The following is a 20,418-nucleotide window of genomic DNA, read 5'->3' on the forward strand; positions in this document are numbered from 1 at the left end:
CGGCGTCGTGATCCTGCTGTCGGTCTTCGCCGCCGCGATGATCCTGCGCGGCGTGATCGTCGTGCCGCTCAGCCGGCTCGCGGGCCGCGTGCGCGACGTCGCAGGCGGTGAGTTCGACGTTCCCGTCGAGGGGAGCGGCGCGCTAGAGGTCGTCGAGCTCGGCTCAGACGTCGACGCCATGCGCGCACGGATCGTCGCCGAGCTGGAGGCACTGCAGGTCGCCCAGGAGGACCTCAAGCGCTCCAACAGCGAGCTCGAGCAGTTCGCCTACGTCGCCTCCCATGACCTGCAGGAGCCGCTGCGCAAGGTCGCGAGCTTCACCGGGATGCTCCAGCACCGCTACCAGGGCCAACTGGACGAGCGCGCCGACCAGTACATCGACTTCGCCGTCGACGGCGCCAAGCGCATGCAGGTGCTGATCAACGATCTGCTCGCGTTCTCGCGCGTCGGTCGTGTCGGCGCCGAGGAGCAGGTGGTGGACATGGACCAGGTTGCGTCCGACGCCGTCGGTGACCTCGGCGCGGCGATTGAGGAGGCTGGGGCACAGGTCACGATCGACGGGCCGCTGCCCCAGGTGCGCGGCGACCGCTCGTTGCTGACCGCGCTCTTGCAGAACCTGCTGGCCAACGCCATCAAGTTCCGTGGCGAAGCGCCGCCACGCGTTCGCCTGTCGTCCGAGCGCACGCGCGATCCGGACGGCGACGGCGACATCTACACCTTCACCGTCAGCGACAACGGCATCGGCATCGCCCCCCGCTACGCCGACAGGATCTTCGTGATCTTCCAGCGCCTCCATCCCAAGGAGGAGTACACGGGCACGGGGATCGGGCTGGCGATGTGCCGCAAGATCGTCGAGTTCCACGGCGGTCGCATCTGGCTCGTGCTCGCCGATGAAGACGCCGCCGCCGCCGCCGGCGCCACCTTCCGCTTCACCCTGCCCGTTCCCAACGAGGACACCACCCCATGACTCCCAAGCCTGCCGGCCAGCCGATCGAGGTCCTCCTGGTCGAGGACGACCCGGGCGACGTCCTGCTCATCCGCGAGGCGTTCGACTTCAACAAGGTCCACAACAACCTCAACGTGGTCTCGGACGGCGAACAGGCGCTCGACTACCTGCGCGGCACCGGCGACTACCCCGACCGCATCCGCCCCGACCTGGTGCTCTTGGACCTCAACTTGCCACGCAAGGACGGCCGCGAGGTCCTCGCCGAGGTCAAGGGCGACCCGGAGCTGCGCACGATCCCGATCGTCGTGCTCACCACGTCCGAGGCCGAAGAGGACGTGCTCAAGAGCTACCAGCTGCACGCCAACGCCTACGTCACCAAGCCCGTCGACTTCCAGCGCTTCGTCTCGATCGTGCGCCAGATCGACGACTTCTTCGTGTCGGTTGTGCGGCTGCCGGGCTGACGTAGGCTTAAGGGCGACTCGCCCCGATAGCTCAGATGGATAGAGCGTCCCCCTCCTAAGGGGAAGGCCGCTGGTTCGAATCCAGCTCGGGGCGCTCGGTCGGTATCACTCCGTGTGATGAGCCATCACGCAGACGCGCTCGCCTCGGCTGGTGCGCAGGTCGCGGCCGTGCGCGACGATCCGGCGGCGCGTGTGGCGTTGATGGCGCGGGTCTTCCGCGGGCCCACGGGTCGCGCGCCGCGACATCTGCCGTTCCGGCGGGCGGCGGTGTCGTTCATGCGCTGGCAGGCGGATCGCGGGGTGCTCGATCCGCTCGACGCATCGCCGCCCGGCAGCGCGTGGTGGCGAGCGGTCAACGAGCGACTGCTGCGGGACGGATGCGAGACGGTTGCGCTGCTCGGCGGGATGACCGGTGAGCCTTCGTCGCAGGCCGTGCGACTCTGGATGGAATTCGGCGCAAGACCGACGGGGCGCAATTGGTACCGCGCCCACAACGCGAGCATCGTGGCCGGCTACCTGGAGCACCGCAACCTCGCCGAGGCGGAGGGCGCGCCGGAGCGCTTCTTCATGAACGTGGTGCTGCTGCGCGTCCTCTACGCGCACGCACTCGCCGCGGCGCCGCGCCTCGCGCTCGGACGGTTCGCTGCGCTCGGCCGCCTGCTCGGCGATCCCAGGCTGGGAATGGCCGGCGTGTTCCTCTCGCTCCACGCCGTGCTGCCGGACCGCTATCCGCTCGCCGACGACGTGGAGCGCTACCTCGGCGACGAGCAGCGTCTGGGCCGGCTTCTCGACTACGCGGTCATCGCACCGCGACTGCAGTGCTTGTACGAGTGGTCGGCTGAGGAGCTTGGCGAAGAACGCCTGCTGGAGCTGGTGCGCGACGGCAACCCGATCTATGCCTGGCCCTTCGAGCAGCGACACGTCTGGCGCGCTCCACGGATGAAGCGCGCGGGCCGGCTACTCGAACGCGCCACGCGAGCCCGCTGAAGGTCAAGCGGATCGCTCCGCCCCTGGGCTCAGTGCGGCCGGCAACTGCTGCCGCGAGCGAATGCCGAGGCTGTCGTAGGCGGCCGCCAGATGCGACTCGATCGTCTTGACGGTGAGAAAGAGCGTCTGGGCGATCTGGCGGTTGGTCATGCCGCTTGCCGCCAGCTCCGCCACGCGGCGTTGGCTGGGGGTGAGCGACTCGACGCCGATCGGGGTGTACCGGCGGACGCGCTCCCCGGTCGCGGCAAGCTCGTCGAACGCCACTTTGGCGAGGCCAACAGCGCCGCAGCGCCGGGCCAGCTCGAGCGCCTCGCGCAACGGCGGGCGCGCATCGACATCGCGCCGAGCGCGACGCAACGCGGTGCCAAGGTCGGTGAGCGCCTCGGCACGCACGAGGCGGGCGGGTGAGCCGTCGAGCACGGCGACAGCCTCGTCGAGCGCGGAGAGGCGCTCGGGGCCGTCGAACATCATCGCCGACGCGCGCAGCGCGCGCGAGACGAGCGTGGGCGCGCCGAAGTTGCGCGCGTGGGCCAGCGCCGCGTCGGCACGCGGGCGTGCGCGCTCCAGGTCGCCAAGCGCGGCGAGGGCGCGCGCCGCCAGGATGCGCGCCGGCGGCGCCGGAATTCCGATCGCGCCCCAGCAGATCGAGAGGCGCTCCGCCTGCACGAAGTCGGCGGCCGCCTCTTCGAAGCGACCCTGCTCGAAGTGCAGCTGCCCGCGCGGGAACAGCGCGAGCGACATCCAGACGGCATCCGGGATCTCGCCGGTCAAGCCGCCCGCCACGAGCTCCGCCTCGGCGGCGACACGCTCCCCGCGCGCGAGGAGCAGGCTGGAGAGCACCGCCACCAGCGGTGGCTCGGCGAAGCGCATCCGAACGAGACGGGCGGCCGCGAGCGCTTGGCGGATGTCGGCCTCGGCCGCAGCGAGGTCGCCGTAGGCCCAGGCGACGAAGCTGCTGTGCCACCAAGCGGAGACGAGCTCGGGCGTCGCGCTGCGCCGCCGCGCGTGGGCAAGCGCCTGCTCGGCGCCGCGCCGCGCCGCCTCGAGCTCGTCCGCGAGGACCAATGCCAGCATCGCGCGGCCGGGCGCAAACAGCTCGGGCTGCTCGACGAAGATGCGGCCCTCGTGGCTGAGGGCTCGGCGCGCCGCCGCGACGGCGTCGACCGCGGTGCCATCAAACGCGCTCCACTCGGCGGTGAGCGCGGCCGCGAGGCGGCCGCTCACGCTGTCGGACGGGATCTGATCGACGTATCCGCTGAGCCGCGCCCGCCAGGCGGGCAACGGTTGCTGCTGGATCGCGCTGAGCTGGGCCTCCATGCGGAAGGCGCTCTCGACGTCGCCATGCGCGTCGGCGATCTCGATGCCCTGCTCCAGGAACCGGATGGCGAGGCTGGCGTGGCCGCTGAGGATCATCCACATGCTCACGCGGACGCCCCACCGCAGATGCAGATCGGGCGTGCGCGCCAGCTCCTGCGACAGCTCGGGCAGCGTCGCCGCGAACAGCGCGCGACCTGGCATGCGGATGCCGACGTTGACGAGCGCGCTCAGGATGGCCGGGCGCAGGTCGTCGGGCGCCGGCTCGCGTAGCGCGCGCGACAGGTACGTGTACGCCGAGCGCGGAGCGCCGCTGGCCAGCGCCGCCTGGCCGGCCTCCAGCAGCGTCGCGGCCGTCGCACGCTCGCCACGGGCATCGGTGGCGACGAGATGGGTCGCGAGCCGTTGCGCGCTCGCGCCGCGTGCGCGCAGCAGCTCGGCGGCGCGCGCATGCGCCGTGGCGCGCTCGCCCGTCGGTATCTCGGTGTCGAGCGCCGTGCGCACGAGCGGATGGATGAACCGCAGCGCCACGTCGTGGTCGAGGATCGCGGCGGCGCGCAGCTCGTCGGCCCCTTCCACCACGGCCTGCTCGTCGAGCCCGACCAGCTCGGCCGCGAGCCGACCGTCGGCGCCGTCACCGAGGATCACGACGGCTCGTGCGACCGCCTGCGCCGCAGGCGACAACCGCGCGAGGCGCAACTGGAAGGTGCGCGTCACCCGCTCCGGAGCGAGGTCGTGCACGCGCGACGCCTGCGCGGCAGCGGGCTCGATCTCCTCGACCGCGAGCGTGCGCGCGAGCTCGCAGAGCAGAAACGGATTGCCGCCGCTGACCTCGTGGCAGGTCGCCGTGAACGCCGCCTCGGGCGCACGCCCCAACGTGTCGGTCAGCAGCGCGGTCGCTCCCTGGGGGCTGAGCGCACGCGGCGTCAGCCGCCGCGCCACCGAGTCGGTCGCGATCCGCGCGAGGCTGCGCTCGGCGCCTGCCTCGTCTGGCCGGCAGGTCAGGACCAGCAGCACGGGCAGCTCCTCCAGCCGCGGCACCAAGAAGCTGAGGAAGTCGAGCGAGGCCGCGTCGGACCAGTGGGCATCATCGACGGCCAGCAGCAACGGCTGCTGCTCGGCGAAGGCCGCCGCCAGCCAGTACAGCCCGTGGAGGACCGCGAACGTATCGCCGGTCGATTCGGCTGACGGCTCGTTCGGGGCGAGCCCGAGCGCGCCGCGCGCGGGAGCGACCGCGCCGGCCAACAGCGCCTCCCGTGCCGATGCGTCGAGCGGCGCGAGCGCCGGCGCGAACAACTGGCGTGCCAGCGCGAACGGGAAGTCGCGCTCCAGCTCTGTCGCGCGCGCGGTCAGCACGCGCATGCCGACGCGACGGCCGGACTCCCGCGCGGCCTGCAGCAGCCGCGTCTTGCCCAGCCCGGCGGCCGCCTCGATCACCACGAGGCGGCCCGCGCCGGCACAGGCCTCGTTGGCCAATGCATCGAGCTCGGCGAGCTCTCGCTCGCGCTCCAGCAGCTCGCTCACGCGGTGGATGCCATCGTTCCGGTCGTCAACCTCGTCTCTGCCGGCAACCCTAGATGACCGCCGGCGTCGAACCGGCGGTCACCGAGGGGAGGGAGCGCTGAAGGACGTTCAGACGGCTACTTCGTGCACGGGATGCTGCCGTTGTTCACGTTGTTGGCGGGCTGGCCGGGGGTCTCGTAGACGTAGTTGGTCGTCACCTGGTACTTCCACCCGCCCTGCGGACAGGACGTGCTGGCGACGAAGTCCTTGGCGTAGGACTTGCCGCCGATCTGCAGGTGGACCTTGGTCAGCCGCAGCGGGATGCCGGCGACGATCTGGAGGCTCTTGGGGACGTTGATCGTCTCCTGGTGGGCCCACGTGCCGCTGCCGTGCAACGTCGTTGACTTCACGGTCAGGACCTCTCTGACCCGCGCGGGGTTGTTGAGCGTCGCGTAGACGTACTTTCGAGCTTCGCCGCCGTTGAAGATCAGGAGGTCCACACGAGCGGCGACCGTGTCGGCCATACCCGTCGCGGTGGCCGACCCCATCAGCGACGTCCGCGGGCAGCCGCTCGGGCCCTGACGATCGAGGACCTGCTTGGAGCACTTGGTGTACTTGCCGTCGTTCCAGATGAGCCCCTTGCCGACCAGGACCTCGATGCGGTCGACGATCGGCGGGTCCATGTCTCGCGGGGTGATCAGCTCGGCCCTCGCCGTGATCGAGACCCCCTGGGGATGCTTCACGGTGCCGGCCTTGTCCGGCGTCGCCCGCGCGGTAGAGACGATGCGGGTCTCAGGCAGGTCTTGGGCGAGCGCCGGCACGACGGCCACCGCTCCGGCGACGACCGCCGTCGCGAGCAGGCCCTGGGGGGTTCGGATCCTCATGCGGCGGAGTCTGTCGGGCCCTCACCGCCGTGACCACGGGAAGGCACCCTGAACTGGACCCTAGAACGCGCGCCCGCTCGGCCCGACCCGGCAACCGGGGACGCTGCTACAAGCTCAGGACCGTGATCCAGATGCAGGTGCCCAGGACCGCGGCCGCGAGGACGCGCAGTCCGTTGCGGCGCTCGCCGGAGGCCCAGATCTGCATCGCGAGGAGAACGCCGGCAAGGGGCACCGCCATGGCGATGACCAGCGAGAGAAGTTCCGACGAGTGCTCACGTAGCCATCGCATGGGCAGCATCCTGCCAGGAAGCCTGCCGCTTGGCTTGGCAGCGAGGTGCGAGAACGCCGCCGATGGGTAAGAGGCGGGATCAACCGTCGACGCGCCGATCCCGCAGCCAAAGAGGCACACCGTTTCGGCACGCCGTTGTCCAAACTGGAGTCGCTTGGCTCTGGAGCTTGCGTGAAGCTCAGATTGTTTGTGGTCAAGTCACCTGACATATCCCTCCCCAAAGGAGTAGCCTGCGCGCCGTTCGCTGGGGGTTCCTCCCGATGAGGAGGTGCAGGGACCTGTCCACCATCGCGAGCATCGAACAGCTTCTGGGAGAGGGACCCATTAAGCAGGACGAGACCACGCAGGTGGGGGCCCGGGCGTGAGCACCGGGACCTCCGAGACGCTCCTTGAGAGCGAGCCCGCCGACCTGGCGGACGAGTCGGCGGCCGAGATCGCTGCCCGCTCGCCCCTGGAGCTGTTCTGGCGGCGGTTGCGGCGCGACAAGGTCGCCCTGGTCGCGCTCAGCGTCGTGGTGTTCATGGTGCTCGTCGCGATCCTGGCGCCGCTGATCGTCAAGGTCTTCGGGCTTCCCAACCCGAACACCCAGAACGACAACCTGCTCGACGACTTCGGCTCGCCGACGGGCCCCAGCGGCGCGCACCTATTCGGCGTCGACGAACGTGGCCGCGACGTGTTCACCCGCGTGCTCTACGGCGCACGCGTCTCGCTCGAGGCCGCGCTGATCTCGACGGCGCTGATCGTCCTCATCGGCGTGACGGCCGGCTTGATCACCGGGTACTTCCGCGGCCGCGTCGACACGCTCTTCAGCCGCGTCATGGACCTCTTCCTGGCGTTCCCGGTGCTCGTGCTGGCCGTCGGCCTCGGCGTCGCCTGCGCCGACGGCTGCCTCGGCGGCGCCATCCAGCCGGGTCTGCCGGTCGTGATCTTCGTGATCACGCTGACGACCTGGCCGTACATGGCGCGCATCGTGCGCGGCCAGGTCCTCTCCTTGCGCGAGCGGGAGTTCGTGGAGGCGTCGCGCTCGCTGGGCGCCTCGGACAAGCGCATCATCGTGCGCGAGATCCTGCCGAACCTCGTCGCGCCCATCATCGTTTACTCGACCGTGCTGGTCCCGCAGAACATCATCTACGAGGCCTCGCTGTCCTTCCTCGGCGTGGGCATTGACCCATCGAAGCCGAGTTGGGGCGCGATGATCTCCGATGCCACCTCCGTCTTCCAAGACGCGTGGTGGTTCATGGTGTTCCCTGGACTTGCACTCCTGATCACGGTCCTTGCTTTCAACGTCGTCGGAGACGGACTGCAGGACGCTCTCAACCCGCGGACGTCCAAGTAGGTGCACGTGCGCCGCGGCCCAACCCCCGCGCCGATCGTTGAGGACGATCGGCGGCACTCAATGAAAGGACCGCACATGCCTCGGAGCGTTCTCCGATTTGTGCTCGCGGGTGCGCTCGCCGCGCTCGTGTTCGTCGTCGCCGCCTGTGGTGGCGATGACAGCAGCTCGTCTTCATCGACGTCGTCGTCCAAGCCCGCCGCCACGAGCAGCAAGACCGACAACAACGCAGCAGCAGCAGTCCAGGGCAAGAAGGGCGGCAAGCTCGTCATGCTGGCCGGCTCGGACGTTGACTTCCTGGACCCGGGGCACACGTACTTCACCCAGGGCTACATGGTGGCCTACCCGACCCAGCGTCCGCTGTACTCCTTCAAGCCGACGGACTCGGCCAAGCCGGTGCCCGACCTCGCCGACGGCGACCCCGTCATCTCGGCGGACAAGAAGACGATCACGGTCAAGATCAAGCCGAACGTGAAGTTCTCACCGCCGGTCAACCGCGCCGTGACCTCCAAGGACGTCAAGTACGCCTTCGAGCGCTTCTTCTCGATCAACGTCGGTGGTCAATACCCGGCGTACTTCTCGAGCATCGTGGGCGCACCCGCCTCGCCGACCAAGGGCGTCAAGCCGATCTCGGGCATCGAGACGCCGGATGACACCACGATCGTGTTCCACCTCAAGGATGCCGCTGCCGTTCCGGTCGCCGCGGCGCTCGTGATGCCGATCAGCGCCCCGGTCCCCGCGGACTACGCCAAGAAGTTCGACGCCAAGAACCCGTCGACCTACAACACCCACGTCGTCGCGACCGGTCCGTACATGGTCAAGAACGATGCCCAAGGCAACACGGTCGGCTACAAGGCAGGCAAGAGCATCGACCTCGTGCGCAACCCGAACTGGGATGCCAGCACGGACTACCGGCCCGCCTACCTCAACGAGATCGAGATGCGGACCAACGCGTCTGACGCGAACGTCGCCAGTGAGCAGGTGCTCGCCGGTTCGCACATGACGTTTGACGCCAACCCGCCGGCCAACATCATCAAGAAGGTCGCCACCCAGATCAAGGATCAGTACACGCAGATCCCGTCTGGCGGCTACCGCTACTTCCCGATCAACACGACGATCAAGCCGTTTGACAACATCAACGTGCGGCGCGCCGTGCTCGCCGGGTTTGACCGCAACGCCGCGCGCCTGGCGCGTGGTGGCAAGTTCACCGCGGATCTGCCGACGCACTTCCTGCCGCCGGACTTCCCGGGCTTCGCGGAGGCGGGTGGCTTCAAGGGCCCCGGCTTCGACTTCCTCAGCACGAAGAACGAGAAGGGCGATCCCGCCCTGGCCGCCGCGTACATGAAGAAGGCTGGCTTCCCCTCGGGCAAGTACACCGGGAGCAACGAGTTCCTGATGGTCAGCGCCAACGTCGATCCGAACAAGGCGCAGTCCGAGGTCGCCAAGGCGCAGCTCGAGAAGCTCGGCTTCAAGATCCGCCTGCGCCTCGTCCCGCAGGACGCGGTCTACAACGACTGGTGCCAGGTCCCGTCCAAGAAGGTCGCCGTCTGTGGCGGTGCCGGTTGGTTCAAGGACTTCGCCGATCCCCAGTCGATGCTCGAGCCGGTGTTCGCCGGGTACACGATCCCGAAGTCGGGGTTGAACAACAACATGGCGCAACTCCGCGACCCCAAGGTCGACGCGGCGATGAAGAAGGCGACGCTGCTCGACGGCGAGGCGCGGCTGAAGGCCTGGGCTGACATCGACAAGATGATCACCGGCGATGCGCCGGCGATCCCGTTCGTGTGGGACAAGACGACGCTCCTGCGGTCCAAGGACGTCAACGGCGTGGCCAACGGGTACTACACCGCCTGGGACTTCAGCTTCACGTCCCTGAAGTAACACCCCGCATCGCCGAACCACAGCTTCCCGGCCGGCGCCAGCGCGCGCCGGCCGGGAGCGCTTCGAACCACCGATCACCCGCCTATGGCCGCCTACATCTTCCGCCGACTCCTCTGGACCATCGTGCTCCTGCTGGTGATCACGGCGGTCACCTTCCTGATCTTCTACGTCCTGCCCAGCGGCGATCCCGCCAAGCTGCGTGCGGGACGCACGCCGAGCCCCGAGCAGATCGCCGCGATCCGCGCGCAGCTCGGGCTCGACCGGTCGCTGCCGGTGCAGTACTGGGACTACGTCTCGAAGCTCGTGCGGCACTTCGACTTCGGCACCAGCTACACCAACAACCAGGCGGTCAGGTCGTTGATCTTCGACCGCCTGCCCAACACGATCTTCCTGGTCCTCGGCGCCGCCGTCATCTGGTTCACCAGCGGCGTGCTCATCGGCATCGTCTCGGCGAGCGCGCGCGGGACCCTCTGGGACCGCATGCTGATGGGCGGCGCGCTGCTAGCGATCTCGGCGCCGGTCTACTGGCTCGGCCTCGTCGCCCTGTACCTGTTCTCGACCGACATCGGCGTGTGGCACATCTTCCCTGGCGCGGGCTCCTATCAGGACGCGCATGGCTTCTTTGCCAAGGCCCACACGTTGATCCTGCCGTGGCTCGTGCTGGCAGCCTCCTTCGCGGCGATCTACGCCCGGCTGCTGCGCTCCAACCTGCTCGAGACCATGTCGGAGGACTACATCCGGACCGCGCGAGCCAAGGGGCTGTCGGAGCGGCGGGTGGTCCTGCGCCACGGCGTCCGCTCGGCGATCACGCCGGTCCTGACGGTGCTCGGCCTCGACATCGGCATCCTCATGGGCGGGGCGATCCTGACCGAGACGGTGTTCAACATCGACGGTGTCGGCCGGCTGTCGTTCGACGCGATCCAGCGCGGCGATCTCGCGACGATCCAGGGCACGACGCTCGTCCTTGCGCTGGCCGTCGCGCTGATGAGCCTGCTCGTCGACATCTTGTACGCCTTCCTCGACCCGCGCGTGCGGTACTAGGAGCGGTGAGTTCGATGGCGCAGCCGCTGCTGGAGGTCAAGGACCTCAAGGTCCATTTCGAAACCGAGGACGGCTTGGTGCAAGCCGTCGACGGGATCAGCTACTCGGTCGACCGCGGCCAGGCGCTCGGCATCGTCGGCGAGTCCGGCTCGGGCAAGTCGGTCTCCTCGATGACCGTGATGGGGCTGACCCGCGCGGGCAACGCGAAGATCTCCGGATCGATCACGTTCGACGGCAAGGACCTGCTCAACGCGTCGGCGTCGGAGATGCGCAAGGTGCGCGGCGGCGAGATCGCGATGATCTTCCAGGACCCGCTCTCTTCGCTGCATCCGTTCTACAAGATCGGCCACCAGCTGATCGAGGCGCATCGGTCCCACAACGACGTCACCAAGGCCCAGGCCCGCGACCGCGCGGTCGAGATGCTCGGCCTCGTTGGCATCCCGGACCCGCGCAAGCGCATCGACAGCTACCCGCACGAGTTCTCGGGCGGTATGCGCCAGCGCGTGATGATCGCCATGGCGCTGATCAACGACCCTAAGTTGCTCATCGCCGACGAGCCGACGACGGCGCTCGACGTGACCGTGCAGGCGCAGATCCTCACGCTGATCCAGAAGCTGCAGACCGAGCTCGACACGGCGGTCGTGATGATCACCCACGATCTCGGCGTGGTGGCGGAGGTCACCGAGGAGATCGCGGTGATGTACGCCGGGCGCATTGTCGAATACGGCAAGGTCGACACCATCTTCAGCGCGCCCGAGCATCCCTACACCTGGGGTCTGCTCAAGTCGATCCCGCGGTTGGACACACCGCGCGACCAGGAGCTCGTGCCGATCTACGGCCGCCCGCCGTCGCTGATCAACAAGCCGTCGGGCTGCTCGTTTCATCCCCGTTGCCCGTACGTGCGCGAGGCGCACAAGAAGGTCGACCCGGGCTTGGAGCCGACCGGCAGCGGCGACCCCGGCCACAAGGTGGCGTGCCTGCTGCCCGCCGAGACGCGCCAGTCGCTGTGGGCCGCGCTGCGTGCTGGTGAGACGCCGGAGGCCGCCATCGAGGAGGTCCCGATCCCCGAGACGACGCTGTCGCCCTCTGCCGAGGGCAATACCGGTGAGGAGGTGCCGGGCTCATGAGCGCCACCAGCGGCGAGGCCCTCGTAGAGGTCCGCGACCTGAAGATGCACTTCCCGATCCGCAGCGGCTTCTTGATCCAGCGGCAGGTCGGTGCGGTGCGCGCGGTCGACGGCATCGACTTCGACATCCTGCGCGGTGAGACCCTCGGCCTGGTCGGGGAGTCGGGCTGCGGCAAGTCCACGACCGCGCGCCTGATCACGCGCCTGCTGACCCCGACCGCCGGCACGATCAGCTGGGAGGGCCGCGACATCGCCGGCCTCTCGCGCAAAGAGCTCAAGCCCTTGCGCCGCGAGATGCAGATGATCTTCCAGGACCCGTACTCGTCGCTGAACCCGCGCAAGACGGTGGGGTCGATCATCGGCGAGCCGTTCATCATCCACGACGTCGAGTCCGACGAGCGCAAGCGCAAGGTCCGGGTCCAGGAGCTGATGGAGCAGGTCGGCCTCAACCCCGAGCACTACAACCGCCTGCCCCACCAGTTCTCCGGCGGTCAGCGCCAGCGCATCGGCGTGGCCCGCGCGATCGCGCTCAAGCCCAAGCTGATCGTCGCCGACGAGCCCGTCTCGGCGCTCGACGTCTCGATCCAGGCGCAGATCTTGAACCTGCTCAAGGAGCTGCAGAAGGACCTCGGGCTGACGATCATCTTCATCGCCCACGACCTGTCAGTGGTGCGCCACACCTGCGACCGCGTGGCCGTGATGTACCTCGGCAAGATCGTGGAGCTGGCCAACTCCGACGAGCTCTACCACCACCCGCGCCATCCGTACACGGGCGCGCTGCTGTCGGCCGTGCCGGTCCCGGATCCACGCCTGGCGCGCAACAGGAACCGCCAGGTGCTGGGCGGCGACGTGCCGTCGCCGAGCAACCCGCCCAGCGGCTGCCGCTTCCACACGCGCTGTCCGAAGTTCGTCGAGGGCACCTGCGACGTGCAGGATCCGCCGCTGGAGCCCAAGGAGGGCGGCAACGTCGCGGCCTGCTTCTTCCCGCTGAGTGACGAGGAGATCGCGCGGCGGGTGCCGACCGCGGCAGCGTAAAGACCCGGTCGGGCACATACTCGAAGGTCGCCGGTTCGGGATCCTGCCTCCGGCTGTTCAGGACGGCCTGGAATCGAGGTCTTTCTTCGTCTTGGCAGCGCGATTCGCGAGTTGCTATCTGGCCTCAAATCGGTCGTCAGCGGTGGGAGTGCGCGGGTACCAATCCCCTACCGCCGCAGCGGGATCGCGGACGGGCGTACCGTTGTATGGAAGCCATAGCCCCTCGACTGAAGACAGAGCGTAAGGGCCTCCAGTGCCAGTTCAGGATGTGTGGTCGGCCCCTGGACGACTGCCCAGAGGGGAAGACGGTTTGTGAATACTCCAGCGCGCTCACGCAGCGGTACCTCGACGAACGGTACGAGCCCGGTGGCTCCCCGGCGGAAGCGAATCTCAACGCCCTCGGCGTTCTCATAGGGGTTCCAGGTGCGCGGCGGCGGAGGCTCAAAACCCATCTCGCGGAGACCTTCAAAGCTGCTTTCCATCTGCTCTTTCATCTTCAGGTGGTCCTTGAGGCCCATCTCTTCGCGCACATCCACGAGCTTGATGATCCGCCACTCCTGCTCTTCGGCAAAGGATGGGTGCTTGAAACACAGATGATGTTCGGCGAGGGCGTCTTGTAGACCCCAGATCGCCGGGTAGGGGAAGACTTCCTTGATGTCCTCTCCCCGGTCGATCATCGTGCGCGCCGTTTCGAGCCAATTGGTGGTGATCTCACGCACTGTCTCGCGTTGCACGTCTCGGTTGTAGATCACCTTTCTGAGGTGGGTGTTTGGGGGAGGGTCGAAGCGCATCATCCGTGGACATCGATCCCGAGGCTGATACCGGAGTCATCTCCGCCATACCCGCGCCATTGGGACAGCAAGTCCTCGGCCTCGCAGAAGCAGGCCACGAACGGTCGTGGTCCGAATGGCACTGCGTAGTTGAACGCGTTGCCAAAACCGGGACGCGTTGGAAGAGCCGACCGCAACGGCTGATCATCAACTTCAGCCAGCACTTCCGCGATGACCGTCTCGATCAGTTCAGCCGCGTAGCTCATCTCCGATGCGTCATTCATGTACCGGGCGTCAGATGCCCAGATGGAGCTGGTGTCGGTGATGCCGGTCAGGCCATCGAGCGTCGTGTAGTGGTACAGCAGTGGAATGCCGGGTCGGCGTTTCTCGGGGTCCTCGGGAACAAGTGGAGGGTCGGGTGAGGCCGCCTTGGCGACATGCGGCTGTGCGGCTTTGAAGAACTCCGCGAGCAGAACGTCCGTGCTTGTCTTGCGGTCAGCCATTGGGGCGCGCAGTGTCCCGCGGCCAGGAGACGGACAGGGATCGGAGGTTCGGACCTCTCGGGTACTGGAAGGACATCCTGACCGAGTACGCAGAACTACACCGACACCTCATCAACATCGGCTTGCGAAGCCAACCCCACGAGGAACCCACTCCACAATTGCAGGGTCCGTACGCGGGTGGGTCTTTGTCGGCGGCGACGCGCTCAGGTCCCGGCGCGCAGCGGGTTTTCCCAGCGGAGATCCGTGAAGCGTGCGAAGTCGGTGTCGGCGGAGTACAGGGTGAGGCCGTGCTCGATGGCGAGGGCGGCGAGCATGGCGTCGGGGACGAGGTTGCCGCGGATGTCGTGTCTGGCGATGAGGTCACCGAGGATGCGGGCGTGCTCAGGCCCGGGCTCCGGGATCCAGGCGACTGGAGCTGCGACCCAGTCGGTGACGCGCTCCCAGGCCATGCCAGGTGACAGCGGGTGGGGAAACGCGCGGGGGTGGGTTGCGATGCGCAGGAAGGCGCCGAGGCTGGTCCAGGGGATACCGACGCGTCGTGAGCCGTTGAGCTGTTCGGTCAGCCACGTGCGGGCGGCGTCGTGACGGTCGGCTTCTCTGTGGACGGCGTAGAGCAACAGGTTCGCGTCGAGCAGCATCAGCGGGTGGCGGCCCCGTCGAGCGTCTCGATCGCGTCGGCGACATTGGAGTAGTCGATTCCGTCGCCGAAGTTGTGCGTCCTCTGCACGAACGGTGCTGTCGATCGCTCTTGGACCAGGCCGGCGCGGACGAGGTCGTTGACGGCCTCGCTGATGCCGATTGAGCGCTCGCGGCGGAGCTTCTCGACGGCGGCGGCGACATCGTCGGCGAGGGTGAGGGTGGTGCGCATGTCCCCAGGCTAGCGCATCAAGATGCGGATATTGAAGCATCTCGATGTTCAGCAGGCACCGCTGCCGGCCGCTGACACACCTAGAGCTCCACGTGTGACCCCATGACGATCGTGCGATCGTCGGGCAGCCCGAAGTAGGCCACCGGATTCGCCACGTTGCGGCTCATCGCGACGAAGAGCTTCTTGCGCCACATCGCCATGCCGGGCGCGTGCGTCACGACGATCGTCATGCGCGAGATGAAGAAGCTCGCGTGCGCGACGTCGATGTCACCCTCCATGTGCTTGGCCGCGCGGCGCAGCGTGCGCGGGATGTCGACGTCGTCTTGGAAGCCGTGGCGGGTGGTGAGGTGGAGGATGCCGTCGTCGGCGTAGCCGAGGTCGTCGACGCTGACGCGCTCGACCTCGCGGACGTGGGGCACGCGCTCAACGACGACCGAGACGATCACGACGTTCTCGTGCAGCGTCCGGTTGTGCTCGAAGTTGGCGCGGAGCGCCAGCGGCGTCGTCTCGCGGTTGGCGTTGAGGAAGACGGCCGTTCCGGCCGGACGGGACGCCGGCGGCTGCGCCTCGTGGACCTCGTCGACGAACGTGCGCAGCGGGCCTTCCAGCTCGACGCGGTTGCGCGAGACGATCTCGCGGCCCTTCTGCCAGGTCGTCAGCACCACGAAGATGATCGCCGCGATCAGCAACGGGAACCAACCGCCGTGCACCACCTTGGGCAGGTTGGCGGCGAAGTAGGTCAGGTCGACGATCAGGAAGACCACGGCGCCGGCGATGGCGGTGCGCAGCGGCTTGTGCCAGACGACGTGGACGACCACGAAGAACAGCAACGTGTCGATCGCCAGCGTGCCGGTGACGGCGATCCCGTAAGCCGACGCGAGATGCTGGGACGAACCGAAGCCGACGACCAGCGCGACGACCGCGACGAAGATCCCCCAGTTGACCGCCGGCGCGTAGACCTGGCCGACCTCCTTGCTGGAGGTGTGGCGGATCGTCAGCCGTGGCAGGAAGCCGAGCTGCACCGCCTGACGCGTCACCGAGAAGGCGCCCGAGATCACCGCTTGCGAGGCGATCACGGTGGCGAACGTCGCGAGGATGACGACGGGGATCCGCGACCAGTGGGGCATCAACAAGAAGAACGGGTTGTCGATGGCCTTGGGGTCGTGCAGGATCAGCGCGCCCTGACCCATGTAGTTCAACAACAGCGCCGGGAAGACCAGGCCAAACCACGCGCGGCGGATCGGCGGGCGGCCGAAGTGCCCCATGTCGGCGTAGAGTGCCTCGGCGCCGGTCACCGTCAGCACGACCGAGCCCAGCGCGATGAAGGCCGTGCCGCCATGCTCGGAGAGGAAGGTGATGGCGTAGGTCGGCGAGATCGCCCGCAGGATCCCCGGGTGCTGGACGACCTCGGCGCCGCCGCTGACCGCCAGCAGCGTGAACCAGACGCCCATGACCGGCCCGAACGCGCGGCCGACCGCGCCGGTTCCGAAGCGCTGGATCGCGAACAGCACGGTGAGGATCGCCAGCGTGATCGGCACGATCCACGCCTCCAGTCCGGGCGAGACGACCTCGACGCCCTCGACCGCCGACAGCACCGAGATCGCCGGCGTGATCATCCCGTCGCCGTAGAAGAGCGAGGCGCCGAAGATGCCGAGCATGACCAGCGCGACCTTCGCCCAGCGCCGCTGCAGGTTCACCGCCTGGATGCGCGCGATGAGGGCCATGATGCCGCCCTCGCCCTCGTTGTCGGCACGCATGATCAAGGACACGTACTTGATCGAGACGATGATGGTGATCGTCCAGAAGACCAGCGAGATGACGCCGTAGACCGTGGTCTGCGTCGGGTGGACGGCGTGGTGATCGACGCTGAAGACCGTCTGCAGCGCGTAGAGCGGGGAGGTGCCGATGTCGCCGAAGACGACGCCCAGCGCCCCGAGCGTCAGCGCGGCTGCGCCGCCAGCATGGACGCCCCCGGGCTTGACCCCGTGCGTGGGCCGGTTGCCGGGGTGGGTGGGACCGGTCTCGGTCTCCTCAGGCAAGGAACGTGACGACATCGTCCAGCGGCGCACGCTCAGGCACGCGCTGCTCCTGGCGCGCGGGGCCGAGGTGCAGCAGGCCGATGCAGTGCTCAGCGTCGGGGATGTCGAGGGCCGCGCGGCCGGCGGGCTCGCGCAGGATCGCGGGCGTCCGCCAATACGCGGCCAGGCCACGGTTGTGGGCGCCGAGCAGGACGGCGTAGGCGGCGCAGCCGGCGGCCAGGAGGTCTTCCTCCTCGGCGACGGGATCGTCAGGCGTGCACAGGACGGAGACCGCGACGAGCGTCGGGGCACGGTCGAGCTTGCCCGCGCCGTCAGGACCCACCGCGGCCTTCAGCCGCTCCAGCGCCTCCGGCCCGAGCACCCGAAAGCGCCACGGGTTGGTGAGGTGGTGGTTCGGTGCCCAGCGGCCGAGTTCGAGCAGCTCGGTCAGCACCGCGCGCTCGACGGGCTCCGACCCGTAGACCTTGTGCGTGCGCCGGGTGCGGATCGCCTCCTCGACGTCCATCACGCGTCGTCCTCGTCCTCTTCCTCGGTGTAGAGCGACTCACGCGCGAGCTCGCGGCCGACGCCGTCGAAGACCAGCACGTCGAGCGTGTCGCCGCGGTAGTCGTCAGGCGCCAGCAGCGTGAAGCGGTTCTCAATCAGGATGCATTGATCGACGGTCAGGCCGGCCAGCTCGGCGGACGCGATCGCGACGCGGTCGACGACGGGCGTGCCCCAGACCAGCGTCATCGCGGCGACATTGCCGGCCTCGCCGCGCCAGCCGCCGACGACCTCCTCGCAGAGGTCGATCGTCCAGTCGGGGTTGGCCTCGACGGTCTCCTCGGTCCAGTCGGCGGTCGCCGCGAAGTGCTCGGGCTCCTGGCCCTCCTCGACCGCAGGGGCGAAGGAGACGACGCCGTAGAGCTCCAGCCGCGCGTCGGTGCGGACGGTCGCCGGGACGTAGGTGCGGCCGCCCCAGGTGCGGTCGGGGAACCAGACGATCTCGCCCGGCTCGCCGACCTCGTCGGCGATCCGCAGGCAGGCAGCGAGGAACTCCTCGCGCAGCCGGTCGGCCCAGCGGCCGTAGGGCAGCAGCTCCTGTGGCGGCTCGGCGGCGAAGCGGGGGACGAACCGATCCTCGGGCGGCATAGGGCCGCACCTTACGTCAGGGGAGTTCGAGCAGCAGCGTCACAGGGCCGTCGTTGACCAGCTCGACCTCCATGTGCGCGCCGAAGCGGCCGCCCTGGGCGTTCAGCCGTGCGCGGAAGCGCTCGTAGAGCGGCTCGGCCTGCTCGGGCCGCGCGGCGGCGACGAACGACGGGCGGTTGCCCTTGCGACCGTCGCCGTAGAGCGTGAACTGGCTGACGACCAGCACTTCCCGGTCGGGCCCGAGCGGCTCGTTCATCTTGCCGTCGGCGTCCTCGAAGATCCGCAGGGCGGCGACCTTGTCGGCAAGCCGATCGGCGGTCGCCTCGTCGTCGGTGTGGGTGACGCCGAGCAAGACGAGCAGCCCCGCGTCGATGGCGGCGACCGTCTCGCCCTCGACGCTGACCGACGCGCGCGCCACGCGCTGGATCAGGGCTCGCACGGGATCACGCTTTGCGAAGCTGCGCCGCGGCCTGCTCCGGCGCGACGATGTTGAGGTGCACGCCGGTGCCGAGCTCGAGCCCGGCGAGGTGCGTCAGGCGCGGCAGGACGTCGATGCGCCAGCAGAAGTGCTCAGCACCGCGGGGCGCGGTCCGGACCCAGATGTTCAACGGCGGCAGGAAGCCGAGGACACGCCCGAGACGGTTGAGGCCGTCGTGCAGGAGCGCGGCGCCCAGCGGGCCGTCGTCCTCGAAGCGCGCACGCGGGCGCCGCGGCGCGAGCAGCAGCTGGTAAGGCAGCCGCGCGGCGTAGGGCGACAGCAGGACGGCCTCGTCGTCGATCGCGATCAGCCGCTCGCGCTGGCGGACCTCCTCGGCGACGAGGTCCTGCAGCAGGTTGCCGCCCATCGTGCGCGTGGCGTGGGCGGTGAAGCGCTCGCGCTCGCGGGCGATCTGCGCTGGAACGAAGTCCATCGCGTAGAGCTGGGCGTGGGTGTGGGGCAGCGACGCGCCGCCCTCGACGCGCTCGTTGACGAGCACGTGGACGTACGCCGCGCCGGCCTCCGCGTGCGCGCGCATGCGCGCGCGCCAGACCTCCATCGCCGCGGTGACCTGCTCGACGGTCAGCTGCGCCAGCGAGGTCACGGCGTCGGGGGCGTTGATGATGACCTCATGCGCGCCGTGGGCGGCGGTGGCGGTGAAGAGGTCGGGGGCGTGAGAGCGCTCGGGCTCGGCGCCGTCGGCGCTCAGCGCGGGGTAGAGGTTGGGGACGACCCGGACGCGCCAACCCGGCCCGTCTGCATTCGACCCTTCGGTGCGATCGGCGTAGACCTCGGCCGGCGTCTGGTCCTCGTGGCCGGGTGCGAAGGGATCCGCCGCCGGGTCGATCGGCGCCGCATCCCCGGCGATCTGCCACCCGCCCGGCCGAGCCGCGCGCTCAGCCGCCACGATCGTCTTCAGCCCCGTCAGCGGGTCGACGCGGACCTCAGGCATCGACGCCCATCACGACGGGCGCCCGAGCGCGTAGCGCTGGATGTCGGCGGCGAAGGCCGCGTCCGACGTGTACGGACCCTGGTGGCTGTACTGCCGCTTGCCGTGAGCGTCGTAGTAGATCGTCGTGGGGAACGCGCGGCCGATGCCGAGCGACTGCGCGATGTGCGAATTGCGGTCCACCAGGCTCGGATAGGTCACCGGGAAGTGGCGCAGGAACTTCGTCGCGTCGCCGTCGTTGTCGGAGGCGTCGAGCCCGACGAAGGCCACCTGCTTGCCGTACTTCACGCTGGTCGATTGCAGGACCGGGAACTCGCCCCGGCAGGGTCCGCACCAGGACGCCCACTTGTTGACCACGATCGGGTGGCCGGCGAGGCCCTTGATCTCCTTCGCGTACACCTGCTTGTCGGCAGGGATGAGCGTGTTGGAGCGGTCATGCAGCGCCGCCAGCGGGCCCGGCGCGCCGGCCAACGAGCGCTTGGCGGCGGCCAGATCGAAGCTGTCGGGCTTCGGCGGGCTGTTGTCGGTCTTGGTCTGAGACAGGCCGATGACGACCACCGCGACGACGGCCACGGCGCCGATGATTGACAGCAGGCGGCGGCGCGACATGGCCAAAGGGTGGCAGGTTCTGTGGATCGGTCTGCCGATCCGGTATCCTTGCGCTACGAGGCGAGGGTCCAGCTGCTGTTCACAAGAAGGTCCCTCGTGTCCCACGGTCCTTCGAGGACCGTTTAGCGCACGTCCGCCGCTCGGTCTTTCGCGGACGCTTCTCACGAAGAGTTGCCGTTTGCATGGCTGATTCCACGACGCAGGCCGTCGAGGCCGCATCCGTTCCCGATCCCACCCTCGTCAAGCGTGCCGAGGCGTTCACCCGTGAGCG

Annotated in this window: 21 protein-coding genes and 1 tRNA gene; 9 read left to right on the plus strand and 13 right to left on the minus strand. The window is 68.8% G+C overall.

Going from position 1 to position 20,418, the window contains the following annotated elements; all coding sequences use genetic code 11:
* From VGO10_RS11155 to VGO10_RS11170, 4 genes are all read left to right on the plus strand, one after another.
* A partial coding sequence (locus VGO10_RS11155) for a sensor histidine kinase (RefSeq protein ID WP_327468230.1) occupies positions 1 to 967 on the plus strand: 967 nt, incomplete at its 5' end.
* A complete protein-coding gene (locus VGO10_RS11160) occupies positions 964 to 1,407 on the plus strand; it encodes a response regulator (RefSeq protein ID WP_327468232.1) in 444 nt (147 codons plus the stop codon). The genes VGO10_RS11155 and VGO10_RS11160, both read left to right, overlap by 4 nt.
* Before the next feature lie 20 nt (positions 1,408 to 1,427).
* Positions 1,428 to 1,501 (plus strand) — tRNA-Arg (locus tag VGO10_RS11165).
* 23 nt (positions 1,502 to 1,524) lie between these two features.
* A complete protein-coding gene (locus VGO10_RS11170; RefSeq protein ID WP_327468234.1) occupies positions 1,525 to 2,394 on the plus strand; it encodes a hypothetical protein in 870 nt (289 codons plus the stop codon).
* Positions 2,395 to 2,397: 3 nt separating this feature from the next.
* Here the strand turns inward: VGO10_RS11170 and VGO10_RS11175 are convergent, their stop codons facing one another.
* From VGO10_RS11175 to VGO10_RS11185, 3 genes are all read right to left on the minus strand, one after another.
* The gene (locus VGO10_RS11175; protein ID WP_327468236.1) at positions 2,398 to 5,232 is read right to left on the minus strand and encodes a helix-turn-helix transcriptional regulator; all 2,835 of its coding nucleotides are present in this window, start codon (positions 5,230 to 5,232) and stop codon (positions 2,398 to 2,400) included.
* Between the two features lie 116 nt (positions 5,233 to 5,348).
* Complete coding sequence (locus VGO10_RS11180; RefSeq protein ID WP_327468238.1) at positions 5,349 to 6,095, minus strand: hypothetical protein; 747 nt, start codon at positions 6,093 to 6,095, stop codon at positions 5,349 to 5,351.
* 106 nt (positions 6,096 to 6,201) lie between these two features.
* Positions 6,202 to 6,333: a hypothetical protein gene (locus VGO10_RS11185; RefSeq protein WP_327468240.1), complete on the minus strand. Its 132-nt coding sequence runs from the start codon at positions 6,331 to 6,333 to the stop codon at positions 6,202 to 6,204.
* Between the two features lie 412 nt (positions 6,334 to 6,745).
* Here VGO10_RS11185 and VGO10_RS11190 point away from each other — a divergent pair, with 412 nt between their 5' ends.
* From VGO10_RS11190 to VGO10_RS11210, 5 genes are all read left to right on the plus strand, one after another.
* Entirely contained in the window at positions 6,746 to 7,720 is a 975-nt protein-coding gene (locus tag VGO10_RS11190; RefSeq protein ID WP_327468242.1) for an ABC transporter permease, read from the plus strand.
* A 99-nt stretch (positions 7,721 to 7,819) separates the two neighbouring features.
* Positions 7,820 to 9,598, plus strand: a complete 1,779-nt coding sequence (locus VGO10_RS11195) for an ABC transporter substrate-binding protein (protein WP_327468244.1) — start codon at positions 7,820 to 7,822, stop codon at positions 9,596 to 9,598.
* 84 nt (positions 9,599 to 9,682) lie between these two features.
* Entirely contained in the window at positions 9,683 to 10,639 is a 957-nt protein-coding gene (locus VGO10_RS11200; protein WP_327468246.1) for an ABC transporter permease, read from the plus strand.
* A 14-nt stretch (positions 10,640 to 10,653) separates the two neighbouring features.
* The gene (locus VGO10_RS11205) at positions 10,654 to 11,766 is read left to right on the plus strand and encodes an ABC transporter ATP-binding protein (protein ID WP_327468248.1); all 1,113 of its coding nucleotides are present in this window, start codon (positions 10,654 to 10,656) and stop codon (positions 11,764 to 11,766) included.
* Complete coding sequence (locus VGO10_RS11210) at positions 11,763 to 12,800, plus strand: dipeptide ABC transporter ATP-binding protein (RefSeq protein WP_327468250.1); 1,038 nt, start codon at positions 11,763 to 11,765, stop codon at positions 12,798 to 12,800. Before VGO10_RS11205 ends, VGO10_RS11210 begins: the two co-directional genes overlap by 4 nt.
* Positions 12,801 to 12,967: 167 nt before the next feature.
* Here VGO10_RS11210 and VGO10_RS11215 read toward each other — a convergent pair whose 3' ends face one another.
* From VGO10_RS11215 to VGO10_RS11260, 10 genes are all read right to left on the minus strand, one after another.
* The gene (locus VGO10_RS11215; protein ID WP_327468252.1) at positions 12,968 to 13,594 is read right to left on the minus strand and encodes a DUF2971 domain-containing protein; all 627 of its coding nucleotides are present in this window, start codon (positions 13,592 to 13,594) and stop codon (positions 12,968 to 12,970) included.
* Positions 13,591 to 14,073: a hypothetical protein gene (locus tag VGO10_RS11220; RefSeq protein WP_327468254.1), complete on the minus strand. Its 483-nt coding sequence runs from the start codon at positions 14,071 to 14,073 to the stop codon at positions 13,591 to 13,593. Before VGO10_RS11220 ends, VGO10_RS11215 begins: the two co-directional genes overlap by 4 nt.
* Before the next feature lie 203 nt (positions 14,074 to 14,276).
* The gene (locus VGO10_RS11225) at positions 14,277 to 14,711 is read right to left on the minus strand and encodes a TA system VapC family ribonuclease toxin (protein ID WP_327468256.1); all 435 of its coding nucleotides are present in this window, start codon (positions 14,709 to 14,711) and stop codon (positions 14,277 to 14,279) included.
* On the minus strand, positions 14,711 to 14,941 hold the full coding sequence (locus VGO10_RS11230) for a hypothetical protein (protein WP_327468258.1): 231 nt from the start codon (positions 14,939 to 14,941) through the stop codon (positions 14,711 to 14,713). Before VGO10_RS11230 ends, VGO10_RS11225 begins: the two co-directional genes overlap by 1 nt.
* An 80-nt stretch (positions 14,942 to 15,021) precedes the next feature.
* The gene (locus tag VGO10_RS11235; RefSeq protein ID WP_414642229.1) at positions 15,022 to 16,995 is read right to left on the minus strand and encodes a potassium transporter Kup; all 1,974 of its coding nucleotides are present in this window, start codon (positions 16,993 to 16,995) and stop codon (positions 15,022 to 15,024) included.
* Positions 16,973 to 17,485: a nitroreductase gene (locus tag VGO10_RS11240; RefSeq protein WP_327468263.1), complete on the minus strand. Its 513-nt coding sequence runs from the start codon at positions 17,483 to 17,485 to the stop codon at positions 16,973 to 16,975. Before VGO10_RS11240 ends, VGO10_RS11235 begins: the two co-directional genes overlap by 23 nt.
* Entirely contained in the window at positions 17,485 to 18,111 is a 627-nt protein-coding gene (locus VGO10_RS11245; protein ID WP_327468264.1) for a hypothetical protein, read from the minus strand. Before VGO10_RS11245 ends, VGO10_RS11240 begins: the two co-directional genes overlap by 1 nt.
* Positions 18,112 to 18,127: 16 nt before the next feature.
* Entirely contained in the window at positions 18,128 to 18,550 is a 423-nt protein-coding gene (dtd, locus tag VGO10_RS11250; RefSeq protein ID WP_327468266.1) for a D-aminoacyl-tRNA deacylase, read from the minus strand.
* Between the two features lie 4 nt (positions 18,551 to 18,554).
* Positions 18,555 to 19,541, minus strand: coding sequence for a galactose-1-phosphate uridylyltransferase (locus tag VGO10_RS11255; protein ID WP_327468268.1), 987 nt, complete (start codon positions 19,539 to 19,541; stop codon positions 18,555 to 18,557).
* 9 nt (positions 19,542 to 19,550) lie between these two features.
* Complete coding sequence (locus tag VGO10_RS11260; RefSeq protein ID WP_327468270.1) at positions 19,551 to 20,147, minus strand: TlpA disulfide reductase family protein; 597 nt, start codon at positions 20,145 to 20,147, stop codon at positions 19,551 to 19,553.
* Positions 20,148 to 20,418 lie beyond the last annotated feature (271 nt).

The sequence above is a fragment of the Baekduia sp. genome, assembly GCF_035996765.1.
Classification (GTDB): domain Bacteria; phylum Actinomycetota; class Thermoleophilia; order Solirubrobacterales; family Solirubrobacteraceae; genus Baekduia.

Coding starts and splice junctions, on each gene's coding strand:
- VGO10_RS11205 (WP_327468248.1), top strand. CDS start 10,654: ATGGCGCAGCCGCTGCTGGAGGTCAAGGACCTCAAGGTCCATTTCGAA.
- VGO10_RS11225 (WP_327468256.1), bottom strand. CDS start 14,711: ATGCTGCTCGACGCGAACCTGTTGCTCTACGCCGTCCACAGAGAAGCC.
- VGO10_RS11260 (WP_327468270.1), bottom strand. CDS start 20,147: ATGTCGCGCCGCCGCCTGCTGTCAATCATCGGCGCCGTGGCCGTCGTC.
- VGO10_RS11255 (WP_327468268.1), bottom strand. CDS start 19,541: ATGCCTGAGGTCCGCGTCGACCCGCTGACGGGGCTGAAGACGATCGTG.
- VGO10_RS11215 (WP_327468252.1), bottom strand. CDS start 13,594: ATGATGCGCTTCGACCCTCCCCCAAACACCCACCTCAGAAAGGTGATC.
- VGO10_RS11220 (WP_327468254.1), bottom strand. CDS start 14,073: ATGGCTGACCGCAAGACAAGCACGGACGTTCTGCTCGCGGAGTTCTTC.
- VGO10_RS11200 (WP_327468246.1), top strand. CDS start 9,683: ATGGCCGCCTACATCTTCCGCCGACTCCTCTGGACCATCGTGCTCCTG.
- VGO10_RS11235 (WP_414642229.1), bottom strand. CDS start 16,995: ATGTCGTCACGTTCCTTGCCTGAGGAGACCGAGACCGGTCCCACCCAC.
- VGO10_RS11230 (WP_327468258.1), bottom strand. CDS start 14,941: ATGCGCACCACCCTCACCCTCGCCGACGATGTCGCCGCCGCCGTCGAG.
- VGO10_RS11240 (WP_327468263.1), bottom strand. CDS start 17,485: ATGGACGTCGAGGAGGCGATCCGCACCCGGCGCACGCACAAGGTCTAC.
- VGO10_RS11210 (WP_327468250.1), top strand. CDS start 11,763: ATGAGCGCCACCAGCGGCGAGGCCCTCGTAGAGGTCCGCGACCTGAAG.
- VGO10_RS11245 (WP_327468264.1), bottom strand. CDS start 18,111: ATGCCGCCCGAGGATCGGTTCGTCCCCCGCTTCGCCGCCGAGCCGCCA.
- VGO10_RS11170 (WP_327468234.1), top strand. CDS start 1,525: ATGAGCCATCACGCAGACGCGCTCGCCTCGGCTGGTGCGCAGGTCGCG.
- VGO10_RS11180 (WP_327468238.1), bottom strand. CDS start 6,095: ATGAGGATCCGAACCCCCCAGGGCCTGCTCGCGACGGCGGTCGTCGCC.
- VGO10_RS11185 (WP_327468240.1), bottom strand. CDS start 6,333: ATGGCGGTGCCCCTTGCCGGCGTTCTCCTCGCGATGCAGATCTGGGCC.
- VGO10_RS11160 (WP_327468232.1), top strand. CDS start 964: ATGACTCCCAAGCCTGCCGGCCAGCCGATCGAGGTCCTCCTGGTCGAG.